The sequence below is a fragment of the Parabacteroides merdae ATCC 43184 genome (genome assembly GCF_025151215.1).
In the GTDB taxonomy this organism is placed as follows: Bacteria; Bacteroidota; Bacteroidia; order Bacteroidales; family Tannerellaceae; genus Parabacteroides; species Parabacteroides merdae.
In genome coordinates, this window is sequence record NZ_CP102286.1 from 1256193 (window position 1) to 1272455 (window position 16263).

Annotated in this window: 8 protein-coding genes; 3 read left to right on the plus strand and 5 right to left on the minus strand. The window is 47.9% G+C overall.

Annotated elements, in window-relative coordinates; genetic code table 11:
• The 5 genes from NQ542_RS05120 to NQ542_RS05140 form a co-directional block, all read right to left on the minus strand.
• Positions 1–2817, minus strand: a complete 2817-nt coding sequence (locus NQ542_RS05120) for an NPCBM/NEW2 domain-containing protein (RefSeq protein WP_005648985.1) — start codon at positions 2815–2817, stop codon at positions 1–3.
• 20 nt (positions 2818–2837) lie between these two features.
• Positions 2838–5096, minus strand: coding sequence for an alpha-N-acetylglucosaminidase (locus NQ542_RS05125; RefSeq protein ID WP_005637887.1), 2259 nt, complete (start codon positions 5094–5096; stop codon positions 2838–2840).
• An 18-nt stretch (positions 5097–5114) separates the two neighbouring features.
• Positions 5115–7391, minus strand: coding sequence for a hypothetical protein (locus tag NQ542_RS05130; RefSeq protein ID WP_005637888.1), 2277 nt, complete (start codon positions 7389–7391; stop codon positions 5115–5117).
• Positions 7392–7469: 78 nt separating this feature from the next.
• The gene (locus NQ542_RS05135) at positions 7470–8735 is read right to left on the minus strand and encodes a mechanosensitive ion channel family protein (protein WP_005637890.1); all 1266 of its coding nucleotides are present in this window, start codon (positions 8733–8735) and stop codon (positions 7470–7472) included.
• A gap of 239 nt (positions 8736–8974) precedes the next feature.
• Complete coding sequence (locus NQ542_RS05140) at positions 8975–10144, minus strand: mechanosensitive ion channel family protein (RefSeq protein WP_005637892.1); 1170 nt, start codon at positions 10142–10144, stop codon at positions 8975–8977.
• Positions 10145–10256: 112 nt separating this feature from the next.
• Between NQ542_RS05140 and NQ542_RS05145 the strand changes: the two genes are divergently transcribed.
• Genes NQ542_RS05145 through NQ542_RS05155 form a run of 3 tightly spaced genes read left to right on the plus strand, consistent with a single transcriptional unit; the run spans position 10257 to position 16164 of the window.
• Complete coding sequence (locus NQ542_RS05145) at positions 10257–13145, plus strand: M16 family metallopeptidase (protein WP_005637893.1); 2889 nt, start codon at positions 10257–10259, stop codon at positions 13143–13145.
• Complete coding sequence (locus NQ542_RS05150) at positions 13146–13601, plus strand: DUF4268 domain-containing protein (protein ID WP_005637895.1); 456 nt, start codon at positions 13146–13148, stop codon at positions 13599–13601.
• A gap of 16 nt (positions 13602–13617) precedes the next feature.
• On the plus strand, positions 13618–16164 hold the full coding sequence (locus NQ542_RS05155) for a M1 family metallopeptidase (protein ID WP_005637896.1): 2547 nt from the start codon (positions 13618–13620) through the stop codon (positions 16162–16164).
• Positions 16165–16263 lie beyond the last annotated feature (99 nt).

Genomic DNA, 16263 nt, shown 5'->3' on the forward strand with positions numbered 1-16263 from the left:
TTATTCTATTATATACCAATTATAACCTTTTGCCGGAATCCTTATTCTCAATAGAATCGTATAATCGCGCGACAAAGTATGGAGAACCCCTTCTTTGCCTTGCTCTTTTACAACCGCCTCCGTGGTCAATCCTGTATAGTAGAGAGGTAGTTTGACGGTACGCTCCATCGGCTCGTCGGTAGGGTTATAGACCATGACAAAACCTTTCTCTTTTTTACCGGGAGCGACATGCATGATTCCGTCCCAATCTTTACCGTCAGGACGGCGTAAGTGGATCACTTCGCTGTTTAGAATATAACGATATCGTTTATACCAGTCGATGATTTCTTTTACCGTCTGTTTTGTCTCCTCGGTATCATAAAGCCGATGTCCCCGGTAACAAGCCTGTACACCGGTTCCATAGTTTTGCATCATGTGTGCCCGATAGTCGGCAAGATGTTCGCTGAGCGGTTCCAATGTAGCGGCTGCTCCACCGCCATGATACTGGGTGAGAGGCACAAAAGTCCAACACATACTCGGAAGCCGTTCCCAAAGACCGTCATACATGACTTGTCTGCCCAGAACCAACTGCCGTTCACGCGGTAAAGACCAGTTGACTTCACGATAACCGATTCCGACTTTATTGCCTCCGTTCAGCAGATAGCCATAATCCGGGATATTCATATAGATACCATTTTCACACATCCATTGGTATAGGTTCTCAATTTGTTTACGTTGTTTCCATTGGGAATCTTTCAGCCCTTCGTGGTGAGCGTGAACGGTTGAAGCACAAACATTCCCCGGATAGGAACCGTCGTTTTCAAACACGGTCATACCTGTCTTTTCGAAAAACTGTTTGATCTTTCGGAAATAGTCATAGCCCCAATCACTGCAAAGACAGGGAGAACTGCCGAAAATCATTCCGCCTCTCTTACCTGTTTCGGGATTTATCACATCCACATCATCGCTGATCCAACGACTCGATAGCAGCGAATATCCCCCCAACTCGATACCGCGGGAGTCGGCATAGTCGCGCAATTCCTTAAACTTGGCATAGTTGGCCGGTGATTCGTCTTCCATGTTAAGGCCAGAGCCAAAGCTAATGATCAGCATTTCGTAGCCGGTATCAGCACATTGATCTATTGCCTGCTTTACGATCTTAGGATCACTGGATGTACAATGCATGAAGATCGGGTTTTCGGTTGTCCAGGGAGCAATCGTCCGGTACATCCGTTTGACAAATAGCCCTTTTCGGTCTCTGTCTTCGCTATCGAAAGGCATCAGCCAAGTATGGAAACTGGAAAAAGAACCGCCATTGCAGATTCGCTCGTCCGGTCCCATTGGCAGTTTGACCTCTAACAGGCAAGGAGTCAGCAGTGGATAATTACACTGCGAAGTGTAGCGCGGATCGGGATTCCAGTGCTCGGTCTTGTCGGCAATCTTTTCGATGAAACCCAGAAAACCCCAATCGCTTTCGACATGGATATTGGGTTTGCGGAACATTTCCGGACTCTTGGCTTCCACCGGAGACTCTGGCTCGGCCATAGCTAACTGTTCTAGGACGAAAGAATCGAGATTGATATCCGCACCTGTCCGGTTTTCAATCTCAAACCATTTGGAAATACAAGGCAGACCGTCATAAAGGGCGTAATGTAGTTTGACTTTTACGCCTTTCAGTTCGTCCGGCCCTTCTAATAGAAAGGTCAGCTGTTTGCCGGACGGGTTCCGTTTTTTTTCCAATGCCCATCGTCTACTTTTCCAGTTAATACGCGGGGTGATTTCTGAAATCCGAAAATCGATGACACGGAACGAATTGGCAAAAGGCTCCATCCGGTCGAGCCATTTGTACTGGGTGTAACCAAATTCGGGTTGACCGTCCAAGCCACCCAGCGAATAGTTTTTGCCATCAAGCGTCAAAATCCCTTCATTGCTCACGGCACGCAGCATATTCTCTCCGGTCATCAGATTTTGGATATCGACTGTCGCCAGGTTTGGAAAAATGCGGAATACGCGACTGACTAGTCCATTGCTCAATACGATATCTTTTCCTTGGTTTGCCTGATAAACCTTTGCTTTGGCTTCCTGGTTACAGATCAGCCAATCGTAACTAGGTGACGGCAAGGGCAGGCAGACTGTTTCGAGTTGTCCGATTTTCTGTTGCAGGGATCGTTCCACTTCTTTAGACATGGAGGCAATCTCTCCTTGGTATTCGGGAGCGACTAGAGACGGTCGAATTTCGAAATAGGTAATGACGGCCTCCAACCAATCAGCATGATCACCGCTAAGTCCATCATTTGCACTTTCCGCTTCCAGTTCCAAGATCTTGATTCCTTCGACGGGAAGAGAGATTGCTCTGGCAGTCTCGCCTCCACGCATGATCCCGCTGTTATACAGTTCTTTCCCGTCTCCGGTGATTTTGAAGACTACACTTCCCTTTTCCACTTCCCCGTTTCCTTTTCCCGTACCGACATATTGTTTGCGGCCGTTTGTCTGGTCGTAAAAGAGCATCGTCCCGTCGGTCAAAGGAATCTTGGCAAGATGGCTGTCCTTGTAATTAACCGACTGGTCGTTGATACCGATCTTGCATGTGAAAAGGGATGATTTTCCCTGAAGTGAAATCTTTATTTTGCTGTTTGCCTGTACACCGATACCATCCGTAAAAAACGTACCAGCTACCCGTAAAGGTTCACCTGTGACTGCTTTGCCGGATGCCGGAGTCCCGTATGGCTGATAGATGGAGGAGAGGTTCATCTCCGATAGTTTTATCTTGCTTGTCTGTGCCGTCAGACAGGGAGTCACACAGCAGAAACAAGCAAGAAGGATTTGTCTTATTGTCATAATATAATCTTTTTGAGGAGTTATTCACCCAAATTCTCAAAGATGTTACCTTCATGAATCTCATCTGCCTCGATTTCATCCTTATAATACTCGGTAGCAAGACGAGCATACTTTTTATACAGGCGGGTAGCGGTTTCCACCTCGTCTCCTTGTGTGATAGGGGTACGGACTTTATCCGGAGTGGAAACAAATTGAAGTTCCCAGTCTCCTAAAGTGCTGTAGAAATCATTGGCACGGAAAGACTCACGGCCGTGCGTTTGCGGTAAATCTTTTTCGCTGTAATTTGTCCCGGCATCGAGATGATCCTGAAGCATAGCGTAGAACTTTTCCCAGCGTTTCAGATAATATCCGTCTATCAATCCCGTCCATTCCCGCCATGAGTAGTCGAAGATAAGCGGATCGCCATCGGCCCCCCACACTGTTACAAGCGCGGTTGCGTCTTTTTCAAATAGATCTTTTTCTTCGCTATTATCCCCCCAGCTACGAGCCTGCGTCAACCATTTGTCAAAGTTGAATTCCGGACGCGTACGCAACAGTTCATCGGCATCGCGCAACATTTCGAGAAAACGGTTGCTATGCAGGGCGAATGCTTCCTTGTCTTTTTTACGGAACGCCTCTGCCGCCTGTTTATGGATAGCCTGTCCGAGGTTGGACATCAGCTGGCGCTGAATATCGACAATATCAAAACGATAAGGATCGGAACCTTTCAGTCTGCCGGCATCTTTCAGCAATAAGCCTTCGGCCTGGACTACCGACAGAGGAGAGTAGGGTATCCCCAGGCCGGCGTTCGGGCCGGATTTTTTTACGTTCACAGCTGGACGGGCGGCGATGATGGAACTGCGTTCTGTCCCGTTTGTTCCGGGGCGATAGGGCCCTTCTAACAGATGCAACCAAGCCTGATGCGCGTTTTCGGACGGTTTTCCGTAGCGACGGTCTGCGTAACGGCAGAGCCATTCTTCGATATTGACTTCATCTTTATGGAGAGGCATTTCAAAAGCCAGATCATAATATACCGGATTTTGCTCGATAGACTCCATAAAGAGACCGGAACCACAAACATTCGGATTCTTTTTCACCGCATTTACATATTGGTTGGAAGCAAGCAGACGCAAATCTCCGTGCAGGTTGATACGTCCCCCGAAGTTATGCAGATTTCCGGCAACAAGCGGATACCCCCAGCAAGCATTTTCCTGCTGGCTTTTGGCCCCGTTCAAGTCCAGGATCAGCAGATTCTCTTTCGGAACAGCTTTCACGATCGATTCGCGAAGACTCCATGCTTGCATGGCCCAAATCGAATTCGGATCAAAATCGTTGAAAAGTTTATGGATAGCGTTACCAACGGCACGCAGATATTCCGGTGTATCGACAGGCGGCTGGCTTTCGTGAAACGGATCGGCCGCATAAACACCGTGCGCTCCGTAGAGTTTCTTTTCTTCTTCCAGGAAGTCACGTCCGATCACTGTGAATAAAGAATCAGTCGGGTCCAACTGTGCAGCCCCGGTAAAACCGCACCAGGAAGGCTGCAACTGTATCTTGGCATCCGGGTATTTTTCTTTCAGTTCACGCGGAACATAGCCGGAGAATCCTTGTTGAATGGGTTGCATCCCCAATTCCAACTCCCGGTCGATAATCTGTTTTCCCAAAACGATATGCTTGTCAATCCAAGATTTGGGGAGTGGCCCTCCATAGCTTTGCAAGTTCTGCATCCATTGCCATGCGAAATGTCCCGGACCGGCCAGAAACTGGCGAGCCTCTTCATCTGTAAACTTATGTTTGAGTAGGGTATTGTACCAAACAGCTTCCAGCCCGACAACAGACAAAGGCATATTAATCGAGTTCATTGCCATAAAGTCAAGCTCTCGCTGCCAGCGTTCCCAATCCCACCAGGCAGCCGAGTAACTGACCGTACAATAATTCATATAGACACGGTATTTGCCGTTGATCGTGTTTTTAACGGGGGCGGGCATGGGCAATTGCTTCGGCAGGTCCAGTTGATTGCCGAACCAGGAAACATGTGCATTACAAGTGTATTTCAAATATTGGTTGAACGCCGTCGCCAGTGAGATCGTGTTATTTCCACGCAGTACGACTTTGCCGTTGTCGGACGTGATCTCGTATGCATCCATTCCGTCGATTGGTTCCATTAATTCCAGTTTGAATTGTTCCCCGTATCCGGGAGTCACACGTTCGATCAAGTCGTAGGCCGCCTGTATCCGCGGGTCATTTTTACATCCTGTACACACCAGGATGAAGGTAAGCAGTAGTAATTTAAGTTTCATTCTGTTTGTTGAATTATGTTATTCGATGATGTACCAATTATAGCCTTTTGCCGGAATCCGTATCTTCAGTGAGATGGAATAATCGCGGGCGAGCGAGTACTCCTTCCCATTTTTGTCCTGTTCTTTTACGATTGCCTTATTTGTCAGTCCCGTATAATATAAAGGAACTTCGATTTCTCTCTCTATCGCGATATCCAACGGATTATAAACGGAAATGAAGGCTTTCCGCTTCGATTGCGGGTTGACATGCATGATGCCATCCCAATCCTGTCCGTCCGGACGTCTCAAATGGATAATGTCCGAATCCAATATTTGGCGGTACTGCTTGTAGAAAGCAACCCATTGGGTCACCAGTTTCCGGGTTTGTTCCGTGTCATAGAGGCGGGGACCACGATAGCAAGCTTGCACACCGGCACCGAACAGGTTACGCAGCCTTGTCTCATAATGAGACAAGTGTTCGTTCAACGGTTCAATAGTGGCAGCCGCTCCACCACCGTGATATTGGGTGAGGGGAACGAACATAAAGCCCATGCTGGGCGTTTTCTGCCAGGTACCATCGTAGATATTCTGCCGTTCGATAATTTCTTGGTAGGACCTTGGCAGGGACCAGTTGGTTTCAACATACCCCATCGGAGTTTTGTTGGAACCCATCAGAAAATACCAATCCGGGACATTCAGATAGATACCTTTTGCCCGGCACCACTGATAGAACGAGCTGATCCTATTCCACTGTTTCCACTGCGAATCCAGATATCCTTTGTGCCCACTGTGGACAGTAGAGGAACAGGGATCACCGGGATAGGAACCGTCGTTCTCGAATACGTTCATACCGGTCGTATGGAAGAAGTTCTTCAGACGCTTGAAATAATCACTACCCCAATCTGAAGCGATACAAGGAGAAAGCCCGAAACGACTGCCTTCTTCGCGTGTCTTTGCCGGATAGCCCGTATGATGGCTAATCGCCGCATCTTTCGGTTTGGCACCACGGCTTGCTAATAGCGAATAGCCACCGATGGCAATGCCTTTGTCAGCAGCATAGCTATTCAAAGCTTTCATGCGTTGGAGATAAGATACCGAATCGTTTTCGATCTGGAAACCGCTACCGAAGGTCATGATTACCATTTCGAAGCCGACAGCCGCACATTGGTCGATTGCCTGTTTGACAGCCTGGTCACTTGATTCCCTTACGTGCATAAAGATCGGATTCTCCTGTGTCCAGGGAGCCATCATGCGCCAGAATCGACACTCGGCAAGTCCTCGTCTTTCCTGGTCTGTCGCATCGCGGAGCATTTCGAAGGCACGGCAGGAGGTGAAACTTTCTCCCGGTGCAATCTCTTCAGCCGGTCCTAACAGAGGTGTTACTTCCAACCGTGCCGGCTTATATTGGCCGTAATAGCGGATACCGGTAAACTCGTATTCCGGATGATCGAATACCCAACGGACGGCGGGATTGTCTTTCATCGCTTCCATATCTCCACCCATCGCATAATCCGTAACGACGAACAGTTGGGTGAAACGGTCGATATAGTCACGCGGAGCATCTGTCTGTACTGGTCTTTTGCGATAATCTTCCGTATAGTATCCCGTTTTTTGTGCCATCATGCGCACCTCATGGGGCTCACCATAGTGGACTTTCGGGGCAGTCTCAACCAACGCAAGAACTTCTGATTTGAATGAATCCAGTGTAACAGCCTTTTGTCCGTTGTTTTCGATCTCGATCCATTTAGACAGGATCGGAGCTCCATCATATAGTTCATAGACGATACGGATGGTTAACCCTTTGCATTCGTCTACAATTTTTCGGGGAGCCCTATAAGTGAAGGTGATGCGTTTGCCGGGCACAGGCCACGGATATCGATTGCTAATCCAGGCCTCGTTCGGTTTCCAAGGAAAGCGTTCTTTTGTTTCGCTAACCGTATAACCAGCCAAGACAAATGCCGAATCGCACAGCTGCATGCCGGACAGGAAATCTTTTGTCAGGAAATTATGGACAGGCTGCCCTTCCAAACCTCCGACTGGATACTCTTTTCCATTGATGACAAGCACGGCTTCCGGTCGCACGGCACGCAATTCGTTTTGTCCCGTCATCAGATTATCCAGTGCGATTGTCGCACCGTTGGGCGTTAGTGAAAAGGAACGACGAAGAAGACCGTTTGTCAATTCAATTTGTTTCTTATCCGATGAAAGATTGACCTCCGTCTTATACGGGCTTCCGTCGATCAGCCAATCCTTGTTTTCGGCAAAGAGCGGTTGCTGTAGTAAGATACAGCAAAAAGCAAGAATCGTGTTTTTCATGTATAACTATTATTTTTTACTGATGTCCTATAGACGAACAAAAAAAGCGTTACCCTATGGCGGGTGACGCTTTTTTTGTTATTGCACTATTTTCAGGCTCCTCAAATCACTGCCAGAGACATTCTGGAATACGCTGAGTCCGAATTCCGGGATTACGGCCAGCACATGGTCGAATACGTCGGATTGAATGCCTTCGTAAGGAACCCAGTCTTTCACGGAGGAGAAGAAATAAAGTTCGATCGGAATACCGGTTTCTGTCGGTTGCAACTGGCGGACCATGCAAGTCAGTTCCTTACTGACCTCTGGGAGGCTTTTCAGATAATTGACCAAGTAGGCGCGAAACACACCGATATTCGTTTGCCGACGGCCGTTTACGCGGATGGAATCGTCGATCCGGTGCGCCTCGTTATAGGCGTTCAGTTCTTTTTCTTTCTCGTCGATATAGTCTGTCAGCAAGGAGATTTTGCGGAATTTGGCCAACATCTCAGGAGTACAGAAACTCACGCTGTTCATATCGATATTGATGGAGCGCTTGATCCGCCGTCCGGGAGATTCTGACATCCCACGCCAGTTCTGGAAAGCATCGCTCACTAAGGCATAAGGGGGAATCGTCGTGATCGTATTGTCGAAGTTCTTGACTTTGACTGCGTTCAGCGTGACTTCGATAACCGTCCCGTTCGCCCCATATTTCTCCATCGTGATCCAGTCGCCCGGACGCAGCATATCGTTGGCGGAAAGCTGTATGCCGGCTACGAATCCTAAGAGCGTATCCTTAAACACCAGCATCAGGATAGCGGCGGAAGCGCCTAGTCCGGCGAACAGCGTCGTTGGTGATTTGCCGATCAGAATGCTGATGATCAGTATAAAACCAATAAAAAAAACGGCTACCTGCAATAGTTGGATGAAACCTTTCAGCGGCTTGTTCTTGAGTGATTCCTTCCGGTTATATATTTCATGCACGACGTTCAGGGAGGCACTGATGAAACGAAGTGAAACGGCAATGATGTAGATCTTGCATATCATTTGCAGGATTCCCAATATCTTGGGCGTCTCATCAACCGGGAAAGCCAGTGGCAACAGCACATACACCAGGATGGCAGGGATCATGTGCATCAGCTTGTTGATAATCTTGCGCTCAACGATCAAGTCGTCCCATTGGTTGCGGGTTCTCTTCGCAAGCCGTTTGAACATATTCAGAAAAATATAGCGGCAAGCATAGTCGATGCCGACCGTTACGGCAATGATCAGCAGCAGGACGATCGTATTGTCCAGTTCATTTGCCGAACTGCTGATAATCCCCCATTCGATCAAATGATTGTTAATCCATTCTTGTATTGCGTGCATATCCTTAAATGATTAGTTAAGTATACTTGTGATAACCTTGAATTTGTATACAAAACTAACTAATAAAAATACAATATTCCCCATAAAAAGCGATAAAAAGGTCATTTTTTGAGATACAGCCGATTACCAAATAAAAATATTACCCCTGTGGGAAAATCAATTTTCATGCTCATGTGTTTCGGTTTGGACCAATGGGTATTTTCACAAATTTGGCAATAAAGTCTGTTTTTTCATTATCCTTACTCCGAATATTGGTAAACCTTTAATTCGAACTTGGGAATCATTGCGAAGAAATGGTCGAAGATGTCCGACTGGATACGTTCGTATTCCTTCCATATTTTATTGCGGGAGAAGAAATAGATCTGGATAGGTACGCCATATTCAGTCGATTGCAACTGGCTGATGATTAAATCAAGATCGGTGTTGACGACCGGAAGGCTTGTCAGGTATTTCTCCACATAGACACGGAACATCTGCGAATTGGTAGGTGTCACGCCTTCGTCCGGCTTGTAGTCGGCAAGCAAAGGGATCTCCTTGCGGAACGTGTTGAGCATGTCCGGAGTACAGAACTTGATGGTATTGAGGTCGAGAAAAATGGACTTCATCACACGGCGGCCTCCCGATTCGACCATGCCCCGCCAGTTCTGGAACGAAGCGCTTACCAACGTATAAGGTGGGATGGTGGAAATGGTATTATCGAAATTCTGAATCTTGACTGTGTTCAGTGTAATTTCCTGTACGATACCGTTCGCGTTTGAACCAGGAACCGTGATCCAGTCGCCCGGCCGAAGCATATCGTTGGCGGAAAGCTGTATGCCCGCCACGAATCCTAAAATCGTATCCTTGAATACCAACATCAGGATTGCTGCCGAAGCACCCAATCCGGCAAACAGGCTGGCTGGCGATTTCCCGATCAAGATGGCTATAATGACGATCCCGCCGATAAAGAACAGTAAGACCTGAAGCACCTGCATGAATCCTTTAATCGGACGGTTCTTGTTCACCTGCCGCATGTTATACATATCGAGGAACACTAAAATAAAACCATTTATCGCCAATAACAAAGCGAACACGATATACACAGCACATATTTTCTGAGACAAAAGCAACAAACCTTTCCCCCGTATAAACGCCAGAGGCAACAAGGCATAGACCAAGATACCCGGTATTGTGTGGACCAAGTGGTGGACAACTTTACGTTTGAGAAGCAACGAATCCCATTGATAATGTGTATGCTGCGCTAGCTTTTTCATGCTGCCGACAAAGATCGCTTGGCATAGGTAATCCAACCCGATCGCCAGTATGACTAGCAATGCTGCAATGATCATTTCGTCGAAAGTATTTGCAATTTTAGGGTCTACGCCCCAACCGATCAGGATGCCGTTCATCCAACTGCCTAGATTTATCATATCGTATTTGCTTTTTATTGAATAACAATTAAATATTCGTTTGGTTTATCGCACGAATCGTAAATATCTGATTAATTCATTATCTTTGCCTGTAATATTACAATTCTGTGGCATGACCGTGAAATTAAAAGTAGTGATGATGGTATTCGCATGTTGTTCTTATCAATCGCAAGCAGAGGACTTGAACGCTCTCAAAGTAAAAGAATATAGACTGGAAAACGGACTGACTGTTTGGCTGAACGAAGATCATAGTCAACCGAAAGTTTTCGGCGCCGTTGTCGTGAAAGCAGGAGCAAAAGATTGTCCGGATACAGGTATCGCTCACTATTTCGAGCATATGATGTTTAAGGGAACAGACCGCATCGGAACGCTTGATTACGAGTCGGAGAAAGTCTTGCTGGATTCCATTGCCATGAAATATGACGAACTGGCCATGACGGAGGATACCGCGGCACGTGCTCGTCTGCAAAAGGAAATCAACGAACTGAGCATCCGCTCTTCCGAATATGTCATTCCAAATGAGTTCAACCGGCTCATCAACCGGTTCGGCGGTTCCGGTCTGAATGCGGCGACCTCATACGATGCTACAATCTATTTCAATACGTTTTCTCCGCAATATATGGTTCAATGGGCGGAGATCAACAGCGAACGCCTGATTAACCCCGTATTCCGTCTTTTCCAAAGCGAACTGGAAACGGTTTATGAGGAGAAGAACATGTATGGTGATTTCATCGGTGGTCAGGTGATGGACACATTGATGGCACGCTATTTCGGTCCACACCCGTATGCTTACCCAATTATCGGCAGCACGAAAAACCTCAAGAACCCGCGGCTGACGGAAATGCACAAGTTCTTCGAGGACTATTACGTGGCATCCAATATGGCACTAATCCTTAGTGGTGATTTCGATGCACAGCAGGTTATGCCTATATTGGAAAAGGCCTTTTCACGAATCCGTTCGGGCAATGCGCCGAAACAGGAGAAAGTGATGCTCCCGCCCTTCAACGGACGGGAGACAATGAAGGTAAAGTTCCCGATCCCCTTTATTAAGGCGATGGGGCTTGGTTTCCGGGGTGTTTCGGCCAACCACGAGGACCAGGTAGCCTTGAATATTGCGGTCAACTTGTTGAATAACGCCAACGGTACGGGCTATCTGGACAAACTGATGGTGGAACATAAGTTGATGGGAGCTCTTGCCATCAACGAGAGCATGAATGAAGCGGGAATCTTGGCGGTCGCTATTATGCCGAAATTGTTGATCCAGTCGTACAGTTCGGCAGAGAAGATGGTCTGGGACGAGATCAACCGAGTGAAGAACGGAGATTTCAGTGATGAAATGTTCAACAGCTTGAAACTGGAACAGAAACGGCAGTATGCTTCCTCATTGGAAAATATCGACTCACGTGCGACAATCATGATGAATCTGTTTTCTCAAGGAAAGAGTTGGAACGATTATCTGAACGAAGTGGCACGGATCGAATCCATCACGAAAGAGGATGTCGTGCGGGTCGCCCAAAAATATTTCAGCAATAACTATTTGTGCGTAACCAAGAGCACAGGGAAATATCCAAAAGACAATTTGCCGAAACCAGCTTTCTCTCCGGTTGTTCCCCGGAATGCAGACGCTTCGTCTTCTTATGCCAAACAGTTGGAGAAGATACCGGAACAACAAGTCGCACCTCGTATCATCGATTTCGAAAAGGATGTGAAGACGTCAAAGTTGACTCCTTTGGTGACGTTGTACACGACACCTAATCCGCTGAACGATATTTTTACTTTGAACATCTCCTACGGGATCGGTGCCTTGGAACAGCCGGAATTGATGCAGCTCACCAACTATCTGCAATTATTAGGGACCGAGTCTTTATCTTTCGAACAGTTCCGCAGCCGTTTGCAATCGATCGGAAGCACGCTTGCATTCGATGTAACACCCGATGCTTTTGTCATGAAGGTGACTGGTTTCGATAACCATATTGACGAAACGATGGAACTTGTGGGTGACTTTATCCGCCATGCAAAGGCTGACGACAAGAAGCTACGTCAGATTGTGGACGATGCCAAAGTCTCGGAGAAAGCCTTTTTCAAGTCGGGCGACAATGTGGCATCAGCTTTGTTAGAACAGGTAAAGTACGGTGATCAGTCCCGTTACCTGCGTAAACTTTCACTCTCGCAAATCAAGAAATTGAAGGGTAAAGATATGTTGGCGATCTACGATAAAGTACGGAGCGTACAGTGCGACCTTCACTACTGCGGCACATTGCCTGTAGAAAAGGTGATCGGGACGATTCGCCAGCATCTCCCACTGGAGCGGACGACCGTTGCCTCCAATTCTCCCTATTACCGTGAGTTGAAACAATACGACCGGCCGACCGTCTTTTTTATCGATATGCCGGATATGGCGCAGAGCATCGTTTACGGCTATGTCAAGGGCGATCCGGTCGATGACAAGGCTTCCCGCCATGCCTCCCAGCTGTTCTCTGTCTACTTCGGAGGCGATATGTCATCGCTGATGTTTCAAGAAATAAGGGAATTCCGTTCTTTTGCATACCGGACAAGCGGTCGTTACCAGTTGCCGAACCATGCACATAAAGGGACTGCCGGATCTTTTACGGCGATGCTGTCCACTCAAAGCGACAAGACGCTGGATGCGCTGGGCGTACTGGATTCGCTGATCCGGGAAATGCCGTTGAAGCCGGAAAGGATGGAGGCGGTCAAGCAGACGTTGGTGAACCGTATCAATAACGATTATCCGCCTTTCCGCAACCTGTCCGAGAAAGTGGCGAGTGCGCGTATGGAAGGTTTCGACCGTGATCCGGCTGAAGAATTCCTGCGGGATATCGCAACGATGGACATGCAGGATATTTCCCGTTTCTACCAGGAGCAGATCAGTGGCCGCCCGGTCGTTTACGTGATTACTGGGAATCGGAAACATATCGATATGAAGAAGCTGGCCGAATACGGTACGATAATAAAAGTGAAAAAGAAAGGCATATATAAATAAATGTATAGTAAAGACGAACTCAAGAACCTGAAACTTGAATTTTGGGAAAGTTTCGCCGCATTTTGTGAAGTACAGCCGTATCTGAGAGGACGCAAGAAAACGTGGGTTTTATATGATACGAAAGTGAAAGGGGTCGAACTCAAATTCGATGCGACAAGAGAGGGTGCGTTTGTCATCCTCGAAGTGAACCATAGGAGCGAAGAGGCCCGGCTGGAGATGTTCGAACGCCTGACGTGGTATAAGGATACGCTGGAAATGGATTTTCCGGAGGGGTTGACTTGGGACATTTGTTTCGTGCGCGATACCGGAAAGCAGGTGGCCCGTATTTATACAGCCAAATCCGGGATTGACTTCCACCGCCGTCAGGATTGGGGAGAGTTTTTCTCTTTTATGGCTAGTCAAATGTATCTGTTGGAACGAAACTTCATGTCCATAGCAGAGTATTTGAGGGAATGAAAAGATTTAAATCATAATGAACACTGGAAATATAAAACAATTTATAGGAGTGGCAGCTATCAGTTTATTGACGGCTTGCGGTAGTCCTACACCCGATGCTGTGCTGTTGAAACCGGGAGTCAGCCGGGAATTGGCTCAGTTCAGGAAAGAACATTTCAAGGAGGTACGTTACAACCTCTTTTTTTCCATCCCGGAATCCCGCGAAGAAGCCGTCACAGGCAAAGCGGATATAACGCTTGCTATCCGCGAAAGACTGCCGGTTATCATAGACTTCCGAGGGGAATCGGAACAGGTAGCCTCAGTTTTGTTGAATGGTAGGAAAGTCCCTTATACGGTTAAGGACGAGCATATCGTGATCGATACAAGAGAGGTGGCAAACGGAGAGAATCGCGTGACTATCGAATTTACGGCAAACGATCAGTCGCTTAACCGCCGGGACGAATTCCTCTATACGTTGCTGGTTCCCGACCGGGCGCGTACGCTCTTCCCTTGTTTCGACCAACCGGACATGAAATCGCTTTTCACCCTGTCGTTGGAGGTTCCGTCTTCCTGGCAGGCGGTCGCCAACGGGGCGGTCGAGCAGGTGGATTCGACATCCGTCGCCGGGTGCAAGCGGATTTCTTTCCGGGAAACAGAACCGCTCAGCACCTATCTTTTCTCTTTTGTTGCCGGTAAGCTGACACGGGAAACGTATTCGCGCGACGGACGAAATATTTCGATTTACCATCGCGAGACCGACCCGAAGAAGGTGGCACAGTGTCCCGATATTGCCTCCGAAGTGTTCGATGCACTCGAATGGCAGGAGGAATATACACAGATACCATACCCCTTCGCCAAATACGACCTGATCATTTTGCCGGAATTCCAGTTTGGCGGGATGGAACATACGGGAGCGACCTTATATACGGACGGGCGGATGTTCCTGAACGAGAACCCGACATTGAACGAGCGTCTGGCACGCAGTTCCTTGATTGCGCACGAGACTTCGCATATGTGGTTCGGGGACTTCGTGACGATGGAATGGTTCAATGATGTCTGGACAAAAGAGGTCTTTGCCAATTATTATGCCTCCCAGATAATCAAGCCTCTGTTTCCGGAGGTGAACCATTCTTTGAATTTCATGCTTGACTATATCCCCGCGGCCTATTCCGAAGATCGTACCGCCGGTGCCAATCCGGTGAAGCAGCAACTGGAGAACATGCGAGATGCCGGATTGATGTACGGTAATATCATCTATGACAAGTCTCCGGTTATCCTGGAAATGCTGATTAAGAAAATGGGGAAGGAGTCTTTCAGGAAAGGGATTCAGGAATACCTGAAAACGTATGCCTACGGAAATGCTACCTGGGAAGGACTGATCGGTATTCTGGACAAATATACGGACGATGATCTGACGGCCTGGAGCCGGGTTTGGGTGAATGAAAAGGGCATGCCGGAGATATGTGGAGTGATATCCGAAGATGGCAAATCGTTGCAGGTCTCGCAGAAAGATCCGTTAGGACGCGGGCTGTTGTGGGAACAAGACTTGTCTTTTCTGGTTGTCTATCCTGACGGAGGGACGGAGGACGTGCAAGTTTCATTTGGAAAAGAGCAGGCGTCATGCCTCAAGGAACTGAAAAGGCAGGCGAGCGAAGGCTGTTTCGTCATGCCCAATGCCGATGGCAAAGGATATGGTTTCTTCCGCCTGCTTGAGAAAGATGCGAAGGCTTGTTTGGGCAACCTTCCCGCTTGTAAGGACGAGGTGTTGAGAGGTTCTTTGTTGATTACGTTGTACGAGAATTTATTGAACCGGACTATCCCTGCAGAGCTTTATATGGAAGCAATGTTGGATTATTTGCCTACGGAAAACAATTCTCTGTTGTTCTCGGCCGCCCTCGGATATATCGGTAATTGCCAACGTTTCTATCTCGCTGATCCGGAGAAACTGGAACTGGTGCTCTGGCGAATCGTGACAATGGCGGAACAATCCCAACAACGTTTGCAGGCGTTCCGCCAATATCGTTCCATAGCCCGCTCGCCGGAAGCGGTCGGAAAACTATACGCGCTCTGGAAAGACCAAAAAGCGCCTGCTGGATGTTCGTTGAGCGAAAACGATTATATCAGCTTGTCGTACGATCTGGCTATCCAGATGCCTGACAAAGCCGATGAAATCGTAGCAACCCAGCAAGCACGGATCACCAACCCGGACCGCAAACGGCAATATGCATTCATCTCACCCTCCGTTTCTCCCCGACAGGAAGTGCGCGACAGTGTGTTCGCTTCTCTGCTCGTAGCCGAGAACCGTCGCGTCGAGCCGTGGGCTTCGGCCGCCTTGTCGAACCTGAACTGCCAGTTGCGCCAGAAAGAAGCGGTCGGTTATATCCGTCCGGCACTGGAAGCCTTGCAGGAAATACAGCGTACGGGAGACATCTTTTTTCCGCGTGATTGGGTACGGGCTTTATTGAGCGGACATACTTCGCCGGAGGCTAAGAAGGAGGTGGACGATTTCTTTGCCGCCCACCCGGACTATCCGGTCCTGCTCTCAAATAAAATCCGTCAGCAGGCGGATCATTTGTACAGATAACCGGAATTATCGGGTTAAAATTGGCCTCATAATAAAAAATCACCCCGATTGGCTAATCTTTTGTAAGTTTTATTTGCTAATTCAATTATTATTGTAACT

Bases quoted from the DNA above. Each gene is read 5' to 3' on its own strand.
- NQ542_RS05125 (WP_005637887.1), bottom strand. From the start codon at position 5,096: ATGAAACTTAAATTACTACTGCTTACCTTCATCCTGGTGTGTACAGGA.
- NQ542_RS05135 (WP_005637890.1), bottom strand. From the start codon at position 8,735: ATGCACGCAATACAAGAATGGATTAACAATCATTTGATCGAATGGGGG.
- NQ542_RS05145 (WP_005637893.1), top strand. From the start codon at position 10,257: ATGACCGTGAAATTAAAAGTAGTGATGATGGTATTCGCATGTTGTTCT.
- NQ542_RS05130 (WP_005637888.1), bottom strand. From the start codon at position 7,391: ATGAAAAACACGATTCTTGCTTTTTGCTGTATCTTACTACAGCAACCG.
- NQ542_RS05150 (WP_005637895.1), top strand. From the start codon at position 13,146: ATGTATAGTAAAGACGAACTCAAGAACCTGAAACTTGAATTTTGGGAA.
- NQ542_RS05140 (WP_005637892.1), bottom strand. From the start codon at position 10,144: ATGATAAATCTAGGCAGTTGGATGAACGGCATCCTGATCGGTTGGGGC.
- NQ542_RS05155 (WP_005637896.1), top strand. From the start codon at position 13,618: ATGAACACTGGAAATATAAAACAATTTATAGGAGTGGCAGCTATCAGT.
- NQ542_RS05120 (WP_005648985.1), bottom strand. From the start codon at position 2,817: ATGACAATAAGACAAATCCTTCTTGCTTGTTTCTGCTGTGTGACTCCC.